Raw genomic sequence first — 13,994 nt, 5'->3', positions numbered from 1 at the left:
CCCGAGCCGATAAGCTGGCGCCATGCCCGGTGCCCGCCCACCTCCGCCTGCCGGCCCTCAGCACGCCGGCAGCCCCGCCGCGCCGCTGCTCGACCGCGCCCTGGTCTGGCTGCGGCGCGACCTGCGCGTGGACGATCATGCCGCGCTGTACCACGCACTGCGCTCGGCGCGCCGCGTGTGGTGCGCCTTCGTCTTCGACCGCGAGATCCTCGACGCGCTGCCGCGGGCCGACCGCCGCGTGGAGTTCATCCGCGAAAGCCTGGTCGGCGTCGACGCCGCCCTGGCCGCGCTGGGGCGGGGCCACGGGGTGGAGGGCGTCGCGCTGCTGGTGCGTCATGGCCCCGCGCGCGACGAGTTGCCCCGGCTGGCCGCGGAACTGGGCGTGCAGGCCGTGTACTGCAACCACGACGACGAGCCGGCCGCGCTGGCGCGCGACGCGGCCGTGCGCGGCCATCTGGCCGACCTCGGCATCGCGCTGCACACCAGCAAGGACCATGTCGTGTTCGAGCGCAGCGAGGTGCTGACGCAGTCGGGTGGGCCGTTCTCGGTGTTCACGCCCTACAAGAACGCCTGGCTGCGCAGGCTCGAGCCCTACTACCTGCGCGCCTACCCGGTGCAGCGCCACGCCGCGGCGCTGGCCCCGCCACCGGCCGCGCTGCGCACCGGCGTGCCCACGCTGGCCGACATCGGCTTCGAAGCCACCAACTTCGCCACGCTGCGCCTGCCTCCCGGGCCCGACGGCGCCACGGCGCTGCTGGACGACTTCCTGCAGCGCATCGACGACTACGACCGCGCGCGCGACTTCCCGGCGGTGAAGGGGCCGAGCTACCTGTCGGTGCACCTGCGCTTCGGCACGGTGTCGGTGCGCCGCCTCGCGCGCGAGGCCTGGCAGCGCGCCCAGGCCGGCTCGCGCGGCGCCGAGGTGTGGCTGTCGGAGCTGATCTGGCGCGACTTCTACCACCAGGTGCTGCACCATCACCCCCATGTGGCGGGCCACGCCTTCCGGCCCGAGTACGACCGCCTGCGCTGGGAGCATGGCCGTCAGGCCGACGAGCACTTCGAGGCCTGGTGCCACGGACGCACCGGCTACCCGCTGGTGGACGCGGCGATGCTGCAGCTGCTGCACACGGGCTACATGCACAACCGGCTGCGCATGGTGGTGGCCAGCTTCCTGACCAAGGACCTGGGCATCGACTGGCGCCGCGGCGAGGCCTGGTTCGCCCTGCACCTGAATGACTTCGACCTCGCGGCCAACAACGGCGGCTGGCAGTGGGCGGCCTCCACCGGCTGCGATGCCCAGCCCTACTTCCGCATCTTCAATCCGGTGAGCCAGAGCCAGAAGTTCGACCCGCAGGGCCGCTTCATCCGGCGCTACCTGCCGCAGCTGGCCGCCCTGCCCGACAAGCTGATCCACGCGCCCTGGCTGGCCCGCCCGCTGGACCTGGCCGGCGCCGGCGTGGAACTGGGCCGCGACTACCCGCTGCCGGTGGTGCAGCACGACGTGGCGCGCGAAAGCACGCTGGCGCGCTACGCGGCGGTGCGGGGCGCCTAGACGGAGAGGCGACCTAGCCGGCCTTGCCGGGCTCGGCGGCCGGTTCCTCGTCTGGCTTCTTCTTGACGAACCAGCGCGCGGCCCAGATGCCCACCTCGTAGAGCAGGCACATCGGCACCGCCAGCGCCAGCTGCGACACCACGTCCGGCGGCGTGATCACCGCGGCGATGATGAAGGCCACCACGATGAAGTAGCCGCGGAAGTCGGTCAGCTGCTTGATCGACACCATCCCCACCTTCACCAGCAGGACCACGACGATGGGCACCTGGAACGCCGCCGCGAAGGCGATGTACAGCCCGAGCACCGCCTCCACGTAGGACGCGATGTCCGGCGTGGCCGCCACCGACGCCGGCGCGAACTTCTGCAGGAACAGGAACATCTTGTCCAGCACGAACAGCTGGACGAACGCGATGCCGCCGTAGGCCAGCAGGCTGCCGAAGACGATCAGCGGCAGCGCGAAGCGCTTCTCGTGCTTGTACAGGCCCGGCGCGATGAACATCCACGCCTGGTAGATGAGCCAGGGCAGCGCCAGCAGCACGCTGGCCATGAACAGCACCTTCAGCGGGATGAAGAACGGCGAGAACACGCCCACCGCGATCAGCTTGGCGTCGGGGGGCATGTGGGCGCGGATCGGCACGGCCAGCAGGTCGAGCAGGCCGCTCGGCCCGGGCCACAGGGCCAGCAGGATCATCGCGATCACCAGGCCGTAGATCGCATGCAGCATGCGATCGCGCAGCTCGATGAGGTGCGAGACGAAGGGCTGCTCGGTGCCGGCGAGCTCGTCGTCCTTGTCGGTGCCGGTGCTCATCTACTTGCCCGACGGCCGCGGCCGGTAGCGGGCCACCCGCGCTGCGCCGGACAGCGCCCGGGTGCGCACGCCGTTGCGCTGCTTGTACCAGGTGGGCGTGGCGCCGCGCTTGAGGCGCCACTTCTTGCCCGGGTGCTTGTACTCGGGCACGGGCGTGCTCAGGTCCTGCAGCGCGGTGGCGGCGCTGTCCACGTCGCCGCTCTTCCACTGCGTCTCGAGTTCGCCGGTGGCCGAGCGCACCTCGGTCTGCACCGACTGCTCCACGTCGCGGGCCGCGGTTTCGAACTGCGACTTCATCTTCTGCAGTTCCTCGAGCTCGATCGAGCGGTTGACCTCCGCCTTGACGTCGGCCACGTAGCGCTGCGCCTTGCCGATCATGTGGCCCACGGTGCGCGCCACGCGCGGCAGCTTCTCGGGGCCGATGACGATGAGTGCCACGGCGCCGATGAGCGCGATCTTGTCGAAGCCGAAGTCGATCATGGGTCGAGCCCGCGCACAGCCGGCCCGCCGCGGGGCGGCCCGGGCGGCGCGCGCAGCCTCAGCTCTTGTGCTTGGCCTCGACGTCGACCGTGTTCGCGTCCGCCGCCTTCTGCGACGTGACCTGCTGCGACGGCGGCGTGGCCGCGTCGGCGGACTCGCCGCCGGACTTCATGCCGTCCTTGAAGCCCTTCACCGCGCCGCCGAGGTCGGAGCCGATGTTCTTGAGCTTCTTGGTGCCGAAGATCAGCACCACGACCAGCAGCACGATCAGCCAATGCCAGATGCTGAACGATCCCATGACGTTCTCCCGGGGGAATGAATAGCGTGGATTCTAGGGTCACCCCTTCGCCCACGGGCGCGGCCCGCCCATGAGGTGGACATGGAGGTGCAGGACTTCCTGGTGTCCGTCGGGTCCGGTGTTGATGACATGCCGGAAACCGTTGGTCACGCCCTGCTCGCGCATCAGGCGCGGCGACAGGGCCATCATGCGCCCGAGCAGCCCGGCGTGCTCCGGGCCGACCTCGGCCATCGACACGATGTGGGCCTTGGGCACCATCAGCAGGTGCACCGGCGCCCAGGGGTTGATGTCGTGAAAGACGACGATCTCGTCGTCTTCGTGCACCTTGCGGGCGGGAATCTGCCCGGCCACGATGCGGCAGAAGATGCAGTTCGGGTCGTGCGCGGCGGACATCGGCAACCCCTCAGGCGGAAAACACCGGCTGGTGGTCGTTCCACTTCAGCCAGCCCTTGACGACCCGGTAGATGGCCCAGATCCAGGCCACGAACAGCACCAGCAGGCCCAGGCCCAGGGCGAAGATCAGGATGAACCCGATCACGCCCCAGACGAGCCCCCACCAGAAGGTGCGGATCTGCCAGTCGAAGTGGCTCTCGTACAGGGTGCCGGCGGCCTCTTCCTTCTTGATGTAGTTGATGATGACGCCGATGATGGCCGTCAGACCGAAGAAGAAGCTCAATGCCTGCAGGATGTAGACCACCAGCGTGATCTGGCGCAGGCTGGCCAGTTGTTCCGCCGTCTTCTCGCCGTTCATCACCCACCCTCCTCGTCGCGTTGCTTGGCCTTGCGCAGCGCGAACTCCTCCAGGCCGGACTGGCCCTCGCGCCGCTCCAGTTCCGCCAGCACGTCCGCGGGCCGCAGCCCGAAGTGCGCCAGCGCGATCATGGTGTGGAACCACAGGTCGGCCACCTCGGCCGTGACCCGCGCGGCCTCGCCGTCCTTGGCCGCCATCACCACCTCGGTGGCTTCCTCGCCCACCTTCTTGAGCACCGCGTCCAGCCCCTTGGCCGACAGACGGGCCACGTAGCTCTGGGTCGGGTCGCCGCCGCGGCGCGACTCGATCACGGCCGCCAACCGGGCCAGGGTGTCGTTGCCGCTCGCGCTCATCGGTAGATGTGCTCCGGATCCTTCAGCACCGGCTCGACCGCCTGCCAGCGGTCGCCGTCCAGGCGCTGGTAGAAGCAGGAATGACGCCCGGTGTGGCAGGCGATGCCGGGCTCGTGGCCGAGTTGGGTCACCTTGAGCAGCACGACGTCGTTGTCGCAGTCCAGGCGGATCTCGTGCACCTGCTGCACGTGGCCCGATTCCTCGCCCTTGAACCACAGCCGCCCGCGCGAGCGGCTCCAGTAGACCGCGCGGCCCAGTTCGGCCGTGCGGGCCAGCGCCTCGCGGTTCATGAAGGCGAACATCAGCACGTCGTTGCTGCCCAGTTCCTGGGCGATCACCGGCACGAGACCGTCGCGGTCCCACTTCACGGCGTCGATCCAGGCGGTGTCCATCGGGGCAGTTTAGTGGGACGGGGGCTTCAGTGGGTCGGGCCGGTGAAGCCGCGCTCCTCGGCGAACCAGGCCAGCACCGGCAGGGTGCCGGGCAGCAGCGGCGTCACCGTGGCGGGCAGGTCCTGCCAGGCCATCTGCTGGCGCTCGCGCATCTCGAAGTCGCCGCGCCAGTGGTGCACGCGGCAGAAGTGCAGCCGCACCAGCGCGTGCGGATAGTCGTGCAGCGTGGTGCGCCACGGCTCGGCGGCGCCGATGGTGATGCCCAGCTCCTCCTGCAGCTCGCGCCGCAGGGCCTGCTCGACCGTCTCGCCCGGCTCGACCTTGCCGCCCGGGAACTCCCAGTGGCCGGCGTAGACCTTGCCCTCGGGGCGCGAGGTGAGCAGGAAGCGGCCGTCCGGCGCGATCAGCACGCCCACGGCCACGTCCACCGGCGTGCGGGCGGTCACGCCGCGCGTCCGCAGTAGTCGCGCGCGAACTGGTAGGCCACGCGGCCCGAGCGCGAGCCGCGCTCCAGGGCCCAGACTAGGGCCTCGGGCCGCGCCGCGTCCACCCGCGCCGGGTCGGCCACGCCGAAGTGCGCCAGCCACTGCGCCACGATCGCCAGGTACTCGGCCTGGGTGAAGGGGTAGAACGACAGCCACAGGCCGAAGCGCTCGGACAGGGAGATCTTCTCCTCCACCACCTCGCCGGGATGCACCTCGCCGTCCTCGGTGTGGGTGTAGGTGAGGTTCTCCTTCATGTACTCGGGCAGCAGGTGGCGGCGGTTGCTGGTGGCGTAGATCAGCACGTTGTCGCTGGCCTGCGCCACCGACCCGTCGAGCACCGACTTCAGCGCCTTGTAGCCCGGCTCGCCCTCGTCGAAGGACAGGTCGTCGCAGAAGATCACGAAGCGCTCGGGGCGCTCGGCGATGCGGTCGACGATGTCGGTCAGGTCCACCAGGTCGGCCTTGTCCACCTCGATCAGGCGCAGGCCCTGCGGCGCGAACTCGTTGAGGCAGGCCTTGATCAGCGAGCTCTTGCCGGTGCCGCGGGCCCCGGTGAGCAGCACGTTGTTGGCGGGGCGGCCCTCGACGAACTGCCGCGTGTTGGCCACCAGGCGCTGCTTCTGCGGCTCCACTTCCTTCAGTTCGGGCAGGCGGATCGTGGCCACGTGGCGCACCGGCTCGATCGCACCCAGCGCCTGGCCGCGGCGGCGGTAGCGAAACGCGGTGGACGCCGCCCAGTCGGTGGCCGCCGGCGGGTGCGGCAGCACGGTTTCCAAGCGGGCCAGCAGCGCGTCGGCGCGCGCCAGCACGGTGTCGAGGGTGACGGGGTTCATGGTCATGGCAGTTCCAGCACCGCATTGTCCGCGACCACGAACACCCGGTCGCCCGGGGCCCGGTCGATCGGGTGCATGCCGGTGAAGGTGCCGAAGGCCGGCAGCACGCCGACCCGGGCGCCGAAGTGGAAGCACGGCAGGCGCAGCCGGTCGATGCCCTGCCCGACCGTGGTGCACGGGTGCAGGTGGCCCGCCAGCACGTAGGCGCCGGCGGGCGCCCGCGTCGCGTCCGGGTGGTGGCACAGCGCCAGGCCGGGGGCCCCGGGCATCAGCCAGGGCTCGTCGACGCACTGCACGCCCCAGTCCGGCGGCGGGTCGCCGGCCCGGTCGTCGTGGTTGCCGCGCACGAGCACCAGCTCCAGTTCGGTGCGCCGGCTGCGCCAGTCGGCCACGGCGGCGAGCGTCTCGCGCGCATGGGCATGGCGCGAGTGCAGCAGGTCGCCCAGGAACACGATGCGCTGCGCGTCGTGGCGCGCCAGCAGGGCGTCCAGCGCGTCGAGCGTGCCGCCGGTGGTGGCCTCGGGCACGGGCACGCCCAGGCGCCGGAAGCTCACCGCCTTGCCCAGGTGCGCGTCGGCCACCATCAGCGTGCGGCCGGCCGCCCACCATGCGGCCTTGCCGGCCAGCAATTGCAGCTCGATGCCGCCGACGTCGACGCGGCTCACGGCGGCGCGGGCCGGGGCTAGACGAACAGGCGCAGGCCCGCGTCGAGGTGTTCGGTGGGGCTGCGCTTGAAGCCCGAGCGGGCATAGCGCTGCAGGCGCCCGATGGCGAACGCGGTCAGCGCGGAGGCCTGGGCGTTGCTCTGCACCGTGGGCTGCTGCGACCCGTCGGCGTCGGCCGCCGCGCGCAGGCTCTGGCGCAGCTGCGATTCCACGCGGTCGAAGAACTGGTTCATGCGCGCCGTCAGGCGCTCGTGCTCGAGCACCAGGGCGTCGCCCACCATCACCCGCACCATGCCGGGGTTCTTCTCGCCGAAGCCCAGCAGCACCGTGACGATGCGCCCGGCCTGCTGCGCGCCCGAAGGCTCGCGCTCGACGATCTGGTTGATCAGCGTGAACACGCTGGACTCGATGAACTCGATCAGGCCCTCGAACATCTGGGCCTTGCTCGCAAAGTGGCGGTACAGCGCCGCCTCGCTGACGGACAGCCGCGCGGCCAGGGCCGCAGTGGTGATGCGCTCGGCGCCGGGCTGTTCCAGCATCTGGGCCAGCGTCTGCAGGATCTGCACGCGGCGCTCGCCCGGCTTGGGGCGCTTGCGCACCTTCTCCGCCTTCGGTGCGCCGGTCTCGGCATCCGACGCGTCGGGCCCGGCAGGTGCCAGGGGCTCGTTGGACTCTTCCGGCAGGTCGGACATCACGGCAGGCTTTTCGCTCTCAGTTCCCTCAGCGAAATGATTCTTGCACACACATAGGCGGGCTTCCGGTGCAGGTAAACACCAACTTTCCGTGGCGGCGTGACGTGTTTCGCGGCGCGGCGCAGCCAGCGCTGCATCCAGACCGTGGCCATGCCGACCCGACGCGCCGCCTTCTGGTGCTGCAGGGTGTCCTCCACCAGCACGCAGCGTGCGGGATGGACCCTCAGCCGCGCCGCCACCCAGCGCAGCATGCGCGCGTCGGGCTTGGGCCGCAGGTCGCCGAACATCGCCATGTCCTCGATGCACAGCAGGCCGTCGAAATGGTGCGCCGCGCCCAGCGCCAGCAGCACCCGCTCGGCATACGCCCGCGGCGCGTTGGTCAGGATGTACTTGCGCCCCGGCAGCCGGTCCAGCGCGTCGAAGTCGTGCGGATGCCCGTGCGCCTGCCGCTCCAGGTCGGGCAGCCGGTGCGTCTCGTGCAGGAAGTGCGCGGCGCGCACCCCATGGTGCCGCACCAGCCCGAGCAGCGTGGCCCCGTAGCGCCGCAGGTAGTGCGCCCGCAGCGCATTGGCCTGCTCCCGCGGCAGCGCCAGCTCGCGCTCGATGTAGTCGGTCATTCCCCGGTCGATGCCCGGAAACGACGCCACCGACGCGTTGTGCAGCGTGTTGTCCAGGTCGAACAGCCACACCCGGTCACCAGCAGCCACGGATCCCCCCAGCGCACATAGAAGACAACGCGGCCTCCGCAGCAACCGCCCAACGAAAACCACCACCCACCCCAGCAGACGCCAAGGCCCGGCTCCGCCGGGCCTTCGGCGTCGCCCCCCCGGGGGGGAGCCGCGAAGCGGCAACGGGGGGGGTCGTGATCAATGACTCCGGATCATCGTGCCGTAGGCCTGATCGGTGAGGATCTCCAGCAGCATGGCATGCGGCACGCGGCCGTCGATGATGTGCACCGCGTTGACGCCGCTCTTGGCCGCGTCCAGCGCGCCGGCGATCTTGGGCAGCATGCCGCCGCTGATGGTGCCGTCGGCGAACAGCTCGTCGATGCGGCGCGCGGTCAGGTCGGTCAGCAGGTTGCCGGCCTTGTCCAGCACGCCCGGCGTGTTGGTCAGCAGCATCAGCTTCTCGGCCTTGAGCACCGTGGCCAGCTTGCTGGCCACCAGGTCGGCGTTGATGTTGTAGCTCTCGTTGTTCTCGCCGAAGCCGATCGGGCTGATGACGGGGATGAACTGGTCGTCCTGCAGCGCCTTGACCACCGACGGGTCGATCGACGTGATCTCGCCGACCTGGCCGACGTCGTGCTCCTTGTTCGGATCGTCCTTGTCGACCATCTTCAGCTTGTGGGCGCGGATCAGTCCGCCATCGCGGCCGGTCAGGCCCACCGCCTTGCCGCCCACCGAGTTGATCAGCCCGACGATGTCCTGCTGCACCTCGCCGGCCAGCACCCACTCGACGACGTCCATCGTTTCCTCGTCGGTGACGCGCATGCCCTGGATGAAGGTGCCCTTCTTGCCGATCTTGGCCAGCGCGGAATCGATCTGCGGCCCGCCGCCGTGGACCACGATCGGGTTCATGCCCACCAGCTTGAGCAGCACCACGTCCTCGGCGAAGTCCTGCTGCAGCGCCGGGTCGGTCATCGCGTTGCCGCCGTACTTGATGACCAGCGTCTTACCGTGATAGCGGCGGATGTACGGCAGCGCCTGGGCCAGGATCTCGGCCTTCTCGCGCGGGGCCACCTGGCTGACGTCGACGGAGGGGTGCGGGCTGGTCATGGCGGTGGCGGGCCGGCGGATCCGGCGGACGGTTGAGGACGCGGGCCATTGTAGGAAGGCGCCGGCGCCGGCCGACGCGGCGGCAGGGATGTTGCACTCCGTCATGGTCGGCCGGCGGCGCCTGGGCTATCCTGCGCGCCATGTTCCGCCCCCTGCGCCGTCATGCCGCCGTGCTGCTGTGGGCCGCCGTCGCGCTGCTGCCGCTGCGCGGACTCGCGGCCGCGGCCATGCCCGCGCTGATGCCGGCCACCGGCGGCGCACCGGCCATCGCCGTGGCATCGATGCCCGCGGCCGATGCCATGCCCTGCCACGGCGACGCATCGCATCACGCGGCGCACGATGCTTCGCACGTTGCGCAAGGCGATTCGCACCCCGACGCCGTCCACGATGCCCACCATGCGGCGGCCACGGACGCCGCCGAATGGGGCGACTGCCCCTCGTGCTCGCTGTGCGCCCTGTGCCACGGCGGGCTGGCGCAGGCGCCGCAGGTGCTGCTGGCGCTGACCTCGCCGCAGGGCGAACCGCCCGCCGCCCACCCCTGGACCGCCCGGGCGCCGCGTGCGCCGGACGGCCTGTTCCGACCTCCTCGCCCGCTGCAGGCCTGAGCAGCGGCAGGCGCCCCGTGCGCTTGCCGGCCTGACCCCGACGCCCGCGGCCCCGCCGCGGCTGTCGCCGTTGCCTGTCGCGAGGACCGAAGATGAATGCCCTGACCTGGCCGGCCGTGCTGGCCGTGCTGCTGATGCCCGCCGCTGCGGCGGCGCAGGACCGCCCTGCCGCGCGCGCCGAGGCCCGCCCGGCGACCGACCCCGGAGCCGCCACCGCACCGCTGGTGCACCGATCGGCGCTGTCGAGCTACCGGCGCAGCGGCGGCGAGGACCCGCCCGCCACGGCCTGGCGCGAAGCCAACGACACGGTCGGCCGCATCGGCGGCTGGCGCGCCTATGCCCGCGAGGCCCAGGCCGGCGCCGGCGCGGCGCCCGCCGCGTCCACCCGCACGCCGGCCGACGCCGCGGCGCCTGCGCCCGCCGCACCGTCGCCCGCCGCGGCACCGGCGCGCCCCGCCGGCCATGCCCACCACCACGCCGCCCCGGCCACGCCGGCATCGGCGCCCCGGCGATGAGGGCCGCTGCCATGCGAACGCCGGCACTGCTGCTGGGGACGGCCCTCGGGCTGGCCGGCTGTGCCGGCTTCAGCCCCGACGGCGGCCTCGGCCCGGTGCAGCAGGCCGCCCGCGACCATCTCGGCGGCAAGACGGTGGCGCAGCCCGCCAGCGAGCAGGACCAGGCCGCGCTCGACGCCCGCGTGGCCGAGTTGCTGCGGTCCCCGCTCGACGCCGACGCGGCGGTGCAGGTGGCCCTGCTGAACCACCGCGGCCTGCGTGCCAGCCTGCACGACATCGGCCTGGCCGACGCGCTGCGGGTGCAGGCGTCCAACCTGCCCAATCCGGGGCTGTCGTTCGGCCGCTTCAAGTCCGGCGACGAGCGCGAGATCGAGCGCAGCCTGCACTTCTCGCTGGCCCGCGTGATCGCCCTGCCCTGGATGCGCGACGCGGCGCAGCAGCACCTGCGTGCCACGCAGTCGGCCGTGGCGCAGCAGGTGGTGCAGCACGGCATGGACACGCGCCGCGCCTGGGTGCGCGCCGTGGCCGCGCGCGAGAACCTGCGCTATGCGCAGCAGGTGATGCGGGCGGCCGAGGCCGGCGCGGAACTGGCGCGGCGCATGCAGCAGGTGGGCAACTTCAGCCCGCTGCAGCGCGCCCGCGAGCAGGCCTTCCATGCCGACGCCGCGCTCGGCGTGGCGCGCGCCGAGCAGGCCGAGCGCTCCGCGCGCGAGCGGCTGACGCGGCTGATGGGCCTGTGGGGCCCCGCGGCCGAGGCCTACACGCTGCCCGAGCGTCTGCCGGACCTACCGGGCCAGCCGCGCGACTGGCCGGACGCGGAACGCATCGCGGTGAGCCAGCGGCTGGACCTGCAGGCCGCGCGGCATCAGGCGCGTCAGGCGGGCGTGGTGCAGCGCGCGTCCGCGCTGTCGCCGTGGACCGACGGGCTGGAACTCGGCCTCGAACGCAACAGCGAACAGGGCGGCGCCGGCTCGCGCGGCTGGGAGATCGGCTTCGAGCTGCCGCTGTTCGACGGCGGTGCGGCCCGCCGCTCGCTCGCCGAACACGCCGCGAGGCAGGCGGCCCTGCGTGCCGAGCAGGTGGCCATCGACGCGCGCTCCGAGGTGCGCGAGGCCTGGCATGGCTACCGCCATGCCTGGGACACGGCGCGCCACCATCGCGAGGAGATCGTGCCGCTGCGCCAGCGCATCCTCGACGAGAACGTGCTGCGCTACAACGGCATGCTGATCGGCGTGTTCGAGCTGCTGGCCGACGCCCGCGTGCAGATCGCCAGCGTGCAGGCGTCGATCGACGCGCTGCGCGACTTCTGGCTCGCCGAGACCGACCTCCAGGCCGCCCTGATCGGCCGTCCGCTGCTCGACGCCGGCACCCGAACCACCGCCACACCGTCGGCGCCCGCCGGCGGCGACCCGCACTGAACGCGAGGCCCCATGAGCTTTTCCCGACGCCACTTCCTTGCCGGCAGCGCCGTGGCCGCCTCGGCCACGGCCGTGTCGCGCGCCGCGATGGCGGCCCTGCCCGAGCCGCCGATGCAGGACAAGCCCGACACCATGCCGCCGCTGGTGCCGCCCAACGGCCGCCCCTACAACCCCGTGGTCACGCTCAACGGCTGGACCTGCCCCTGGCGCATGAACAACGGCGTCAAGGAGTTCCACCTCGTCGCCGAGCCGGTGGTGCGCGAGATGGCGCCCGGCTTCAAGGCACACCTGTGGGGCTACAACGGCCAGAGCCCCGGCCCGACCATCGAGGTGGTCGAGGGCGACCGGGTGCGGCTGTTCGTCACCAACCGCCTGCCCGAGGTGACCAGCGTGCACTGGCACGGCCAGCGCCTGCCCAACGGCATGGACGGCGTGACCGGCCTGAACCAGCCGCCGATCGAGCCGGGCAAGACCTTCGTCTACGAGTTCGTCGCGCGCCGGCCCGGCACCTTCATGTACCACCCGCACGCCGACGAGATGGTGCAGATGGCCATGGGCATGATGGGCTTCTGGGTCACCCACCCCAGGACGAAGCATCCGCTGATCGACGAGGTGCAGCGCGACTTCTGCTTCCTGCTCAATGCCTACGACATCGAGCCCGGCAGCGCCACGCCGAAGATCATGACCATGCTCGACTTCAACCTGTGGAGCTGGAACAGCCGCATCTTCCCGGGCATCGATCCGTTCGTCGTGCGGCTGGGCGACAAGGTGCGCCTGCGCGTCGGCAACCTGACGATGACCAACCACCCGATCCATGTGCACGGCCACGAGTTCGTGGTCAGCGGCACCGACGGCGGCCCCACGCCGCGCGGCTCGCGCTGGCCGGAGGTCACCGCCGACATCGCGGTCGGCCAGATGCGCCAGCTCGATTTCGTCGCCGACGAGGAGGGCGACTGGGCGCTGCACTGCCACAAGAGCCACCACACGATGAACGCCATGGGCCACGGCGTGCCGACGATGATCGGCGTGGACCATCGCGGCGTGGCGCGCCAGATCACCGACCTGGTGCCCGACTACATGGCGATGAGCGAGCGCGGCATGCACGACATGACCGAGATGGAGATGCCCCTGCCGCAGAACACGGCGCCGATGATGGCGGGCCAGGGCCCGATGGGTGCCATCGGCATGGGCGGCATGTTCAGCGTGCTCAAGGTGCGGCGCGGCCAGAAGGCCGGCGACTACACCGATCCCGGCTGGTTCGAGCATCCGCCGGGCACCGTGGCGCGCGAATGGACCGGCGGCGCCGAGGCCGCCCCGCCCGCGGCGCGTCCCGCGCAGCGACCCCAGGGTGCCGCGCGCGGCGCGCCCGCCACCACCGAAGTCCGCATCCGCAAGCCGCAGGGAGGTTCGCACCATGGCCATTGACCGTCGACGCTGGTTCATCGCCGGCGCCACCGCACTCGCCGGCGCCGCCGCCGGCGCGCACGAGAGCGCGCCGCACGGCGGCAGCCGCAAGCCCGTGGTGCGCGAGCAGAAGCCCTGGGGCATCGTCGGCGACGCGCGGGCCGCGAGCCGCACCGTGGTCGTGCGCATGACCGACAACATGCGCTTCACGCCGGACTTCATCGAGGTGCGCCTGGGGCAGACGCTGCGCCTGGACCTGCGCAACGACGGCCGCATGCTGCACGAGCTGGTGATCGGCACCGCGCAGGAGCTGCGCGAGCATGCCGAACTGATGAGGAAGTTTCCCAACATGGAACACGACGAGCCCTGGATGGCGCACGTCGAGCCCGGACGGCGCGGCCGCATCGTCTGGACCTTCAACCGCCCCGGCGAGTTCGAGTTCGCCTGCCTGATCGCCGGGCACTACGAGGCCGGGATGCGCGGCCGCATCCTCGTGAGGAGCACGACATGACGACACGACGCCGATTGATCGCCGCCGCGGGCCTGCTGCCCGTGACCGCCGCCTGGGCGCAGGCGCCGCGCCCGCTGGTGGAAGTGTGGAAGAGCCCGAGCTGCGGCTGCTGCAAGGACTGGATCACCTACCTGGAAGCCAACGGCTTCGCCACGCGCACCCACGACACCGGCAACACCGCGATGCGCCAGCGCCTGGGCATCCCGCTGGCGCTGGGGTCGTGCCACACCGCGCTGGTGGCCGGCTACGCGATCGAGGGCCATGTGCCGGCCGCCGACATCCGGCGCCTGCTGCAGCAGCGGCCGCAGGCGGTGGGCCTGGCGGTGCCGGGCATGCCGATCGGCTCGCCCGGCATGGACGGCCCCGTCTATGGCGGGCAGCGCGACCGCTACGACGTGCTGCTGGTGGCGCGCGACGGCAGCACCCGCGTGTTCGCCACCTACAACGCCTGACCCGG

Annotated in this window: 20 protein-coding genes; 7 read left to right on the top strand and 13 right to left on the bottom strand. The window is 71.8% G+C overall.

The window, feature by feature from the left end; translation table 11 throughout:
• The first annotated feature begins 22 nt into the window (after positions 1-22).
• On the top strand, positions 23-1,552 hold the full coding sequence (locus tag AC2EAQ_RS14250; protein ID WP_484644996.1) for a cryptochrome/photolyase family protein: 1,530 nt from the start codon (positions 23-25) through the stop codon (positions 1,550-1,552).
• A gap of 13 nt (positions 1,553-1,565) precedes the next feature.
• Here the strand turns inward: AC2EAQ_RS14250 and tatC are convergent, their stop codons facing one another.
• The 13 genes from tatC to argB all read right to left on the bottom strand — a co-directional run bounded on the left by tatC (position 1,566) and on the right by argB (position 9,084).
• The gene (tatC, locus tag AC2EAQ_RS14245) at positions 1,566-2,360 is read right to left on the bottom strand and encodes a twin-arginine translocase subunit TatC (RefSeq protein ID WP_484644995.1); all 795 of its coding nucleotides are present in this window, start codon (positions 2,358-2,360) and stop codon (positions 1,566-1,568) included.
• Entirely contained in the window at positions 2,361-2,840 is a 480-nt protein-coding gene (gene tatB / locus AC2EAQ_RS14240) for a Sec-independent protein translocase protein TatB (RefSeq protein ID WP_484644994.1), read from the bottom strand.
• 58 nt (positions 2,841-2,898) lie between these two features.
• A complete protein-coding gene (gene tatA, locus AC2EAQ_RS14235) occupies positions 2,899-3,138 on the bottom strand; it encodes a Sec-independent protein translocase subunit TatA (protein WP_484644993.1) in 240 nt (79 codons plus the stop codon).
• Positions 3,139-3,177: 39 nt separating this feature from the next.
• Positions 3,178-3,531 (bottom strand): histidine triad nucleotide-binding protein, encoded by a 354-nt coding sequence (locus AC2EAQ_RS14230; protein ID WP_484644992.1) that lies wholly within the window; start codon positions 3,529-3,531, stop codon positions 3,178-3,180.
• Positions 3,532-3,541: 10 nt separating this feature from the next.
• Complete coding sequence (locus AC2EAQ_RS14225; protein ID WP_484644991.1) at positions 3,542-3,889, bottom strand: DUF4870 family protein; 348 nt, start codon at positions 3,887-3,889, stop codon at positions 3,542-3,544.
• Complete coding sequence (locus AC2EAQ_RS14220) at positions 3,889-4,242, bottom strand: phosphoribosyl-ATP diphosphatase (protein WP_484644990.1); 354 nt, start codon at positions 4,240-4,242, stop codon at positions 3,889-3,891. Before AC2EAQ_RS14220 ends, AC2EAQ_RS14225 begins: the two co-directional genes overlap by 1 nt.
• Positions 4,239-4,634, bottom strand: a complete 396-nt coding sequence (gene hisI / locus AC2EAQ_RS14215; protein ID WP_484644989.1) for a phosphoribosyl-AMP cyclohydrolase — start codon at positions 4,632-4,634, stop codon at positions 4,239-4,241. Before hisI ends, AC2EAQ_RS14220 begins: the two co-directional genes overlap by 4 nt.
• Positions 4,635-4,660: 26 nt before the next feature.
• Positions 4,661-5,080, bottom strand: a complete 420-nt coding sequence (locus AC2EAQ_RS14210; protein WP_484644988.1) for an NUDIX domain-containing protein — start codon at positions 5,078-5,080, stop codon at positions 4,661-4,663.
• Positions 5,077-5,952 (bottom strand): ATP-binding protein, encoded by an 876-nt coding sequence (locus tag AC2EAQ_RS14205; RefSeq protein WP_484645073.1) that lies wholly within the window; start codon positions 5,950-5,952, stop codon positions 5,077-5,079. Before AC2EAQ_RS14205 ends, AC2EAQ_RS14210 begins: the two co-directional genes overlap by 4 nt.
• 2 nt (positions 5,953-5,954) lie before the next feature.
• Complete coding sequence (gene pdeM, locus AC2EAQ_RS14200; protein WP_484644987.1) at positions 5,955-6,617, bottom strand: ligase-associated DNA damage response endonuclease PdeM; 663 nt, start codon at positions 6,615-6,617, stop codon at positions 5,955-5,957.
• Positions 6,618-6,634: 17 nt separating this feature from the next.
• Positions 6,635-7,309: a nucleoid occlusion factor SlmA gene (slmA, locus tag AC2EAQ_RS14195; RefSeq protein WP_484644986.1), complete on the bottom strand. Its 675-nt coding sequence runs from the start codon at positions 7,307-7,309 to the stop codon at positions 6,635-6,637.
• Complete coding sequence (locus tag AC2EAQ_RS14190) at positions 7,309-8,016, bottom strand: pyrimidine 5'-nucleotidase (RefSeq protein ID WP_484644985.1); 708 nt, start codon at positions 8,014-8,016, stop codon at positions 7,309-7,311. The genes slmA and AC2EAQ_RS14190 overlap by 1 nt, the downstream gene beginning before the upstream one ends.
• 159 nt (positions 8,017-8,175) lie before the next feature.
• Positions 8,176-9,084, bottom strand: a complete 909-nt coding sequence (gene argB / locus AC2EAQ_RS14185) for an acetylglutamate kinase (protein WP_484644984.1) — start codon at positions 9,082-9,084, stop codon at positions 8,176-8,178.
• A 140-nt stretch (positions 9,085-9,224) separates the two neighbouring features.
• Here argB and AC2EAQ_RS14180 point away from each other — a divergent pair, with 140 nt between their 5' ends.
• The 6 genes from AC2EAQ_RS14180 (at position 9,225) to AC2EAQ_RS14155 (ending at position 13,989) form a co-directional block, all read left to right on the top strand.
• A complete protein-coding gene (locus AC2EAQ_RS14180; RefSeq protein ID WP_484644983.1) occupies positions 9,225-9,689 on the top strand; it encodes a hypothetical protein in 465 nt (154 codons plus the stop codon).
• Between the two features lie 92 nt (positions 9,690-9,781).
• Complete coding sequence (locus tag AC2EAQ_RS14175) at positions 9,782-10,204, top strand: hypothetical protein (protein ID WP_484644982.1); 423 nt, start codon at positions 9,782-9,784, stop codon at positions 10,202-10,204.
• 11 nt (positions 10,205-10,215) lie between these two features.
• Complete coding sequence (locus AC2EAQ_RS14170; protein WP_484644981.1) at positions 10,216-11,622, top strand: TolC family protein; 1,407 nt, start codon at positions 10,216-10,218, stop codon at positions 11,620-11,622.
• Positions 11,623-11,634: 12 nt separating this feature from the next.
• Complete coding sequence (locus AC2EAQ_RS14165; RefSeq protein WP_484644980.1) at positions 11,635-13,047, top strand: multicopper oxidase family protein; 1,413 nt, start codon at positions 11,635-11,637, stop codon at positions 13,045-13,047.
• Positions 13,037-13,537 carry a cupredoxin domain-containing protein gene (locus AC2EAQ_RS14160; protein ID WP_484644979.1) on the top strand — a complete coding sequence of 167 codons (501 nt, stop codon included), beginning with the start codon at positions 13,037-13,039 and terminating at the stop codon, positions 13,535-13,537. Before AC2EAQ_RS14165 ends, AC2EAQ_RS14160 begins: the two co-directional genes overlap by 11 nt.
• A complete protein-coding gene (locus AC2EAQ_RS14155; protein WP_484644978.1) occupies positions 13,534-13,989 on the top strand; it encodes a DUF411 domain-containing protein in 456 nt (151 codons plus the stop codon). Before AC2EAQ_RS14160 ends, AC2EAQ_RS14155 begins: the two co-directional genes overlap by 4 nt.
• The last annotated feature ends 5 nt before the right edge of the window (positions 13,990-13,994 follow it).

Source organism: Aquabacterium sp. T101, from assembly GCF_057219775.1.
Note: the sequence above shows the minus strand (reverse complement) of the source record. Positions and strands in the feature narration are given on the sequence as shown.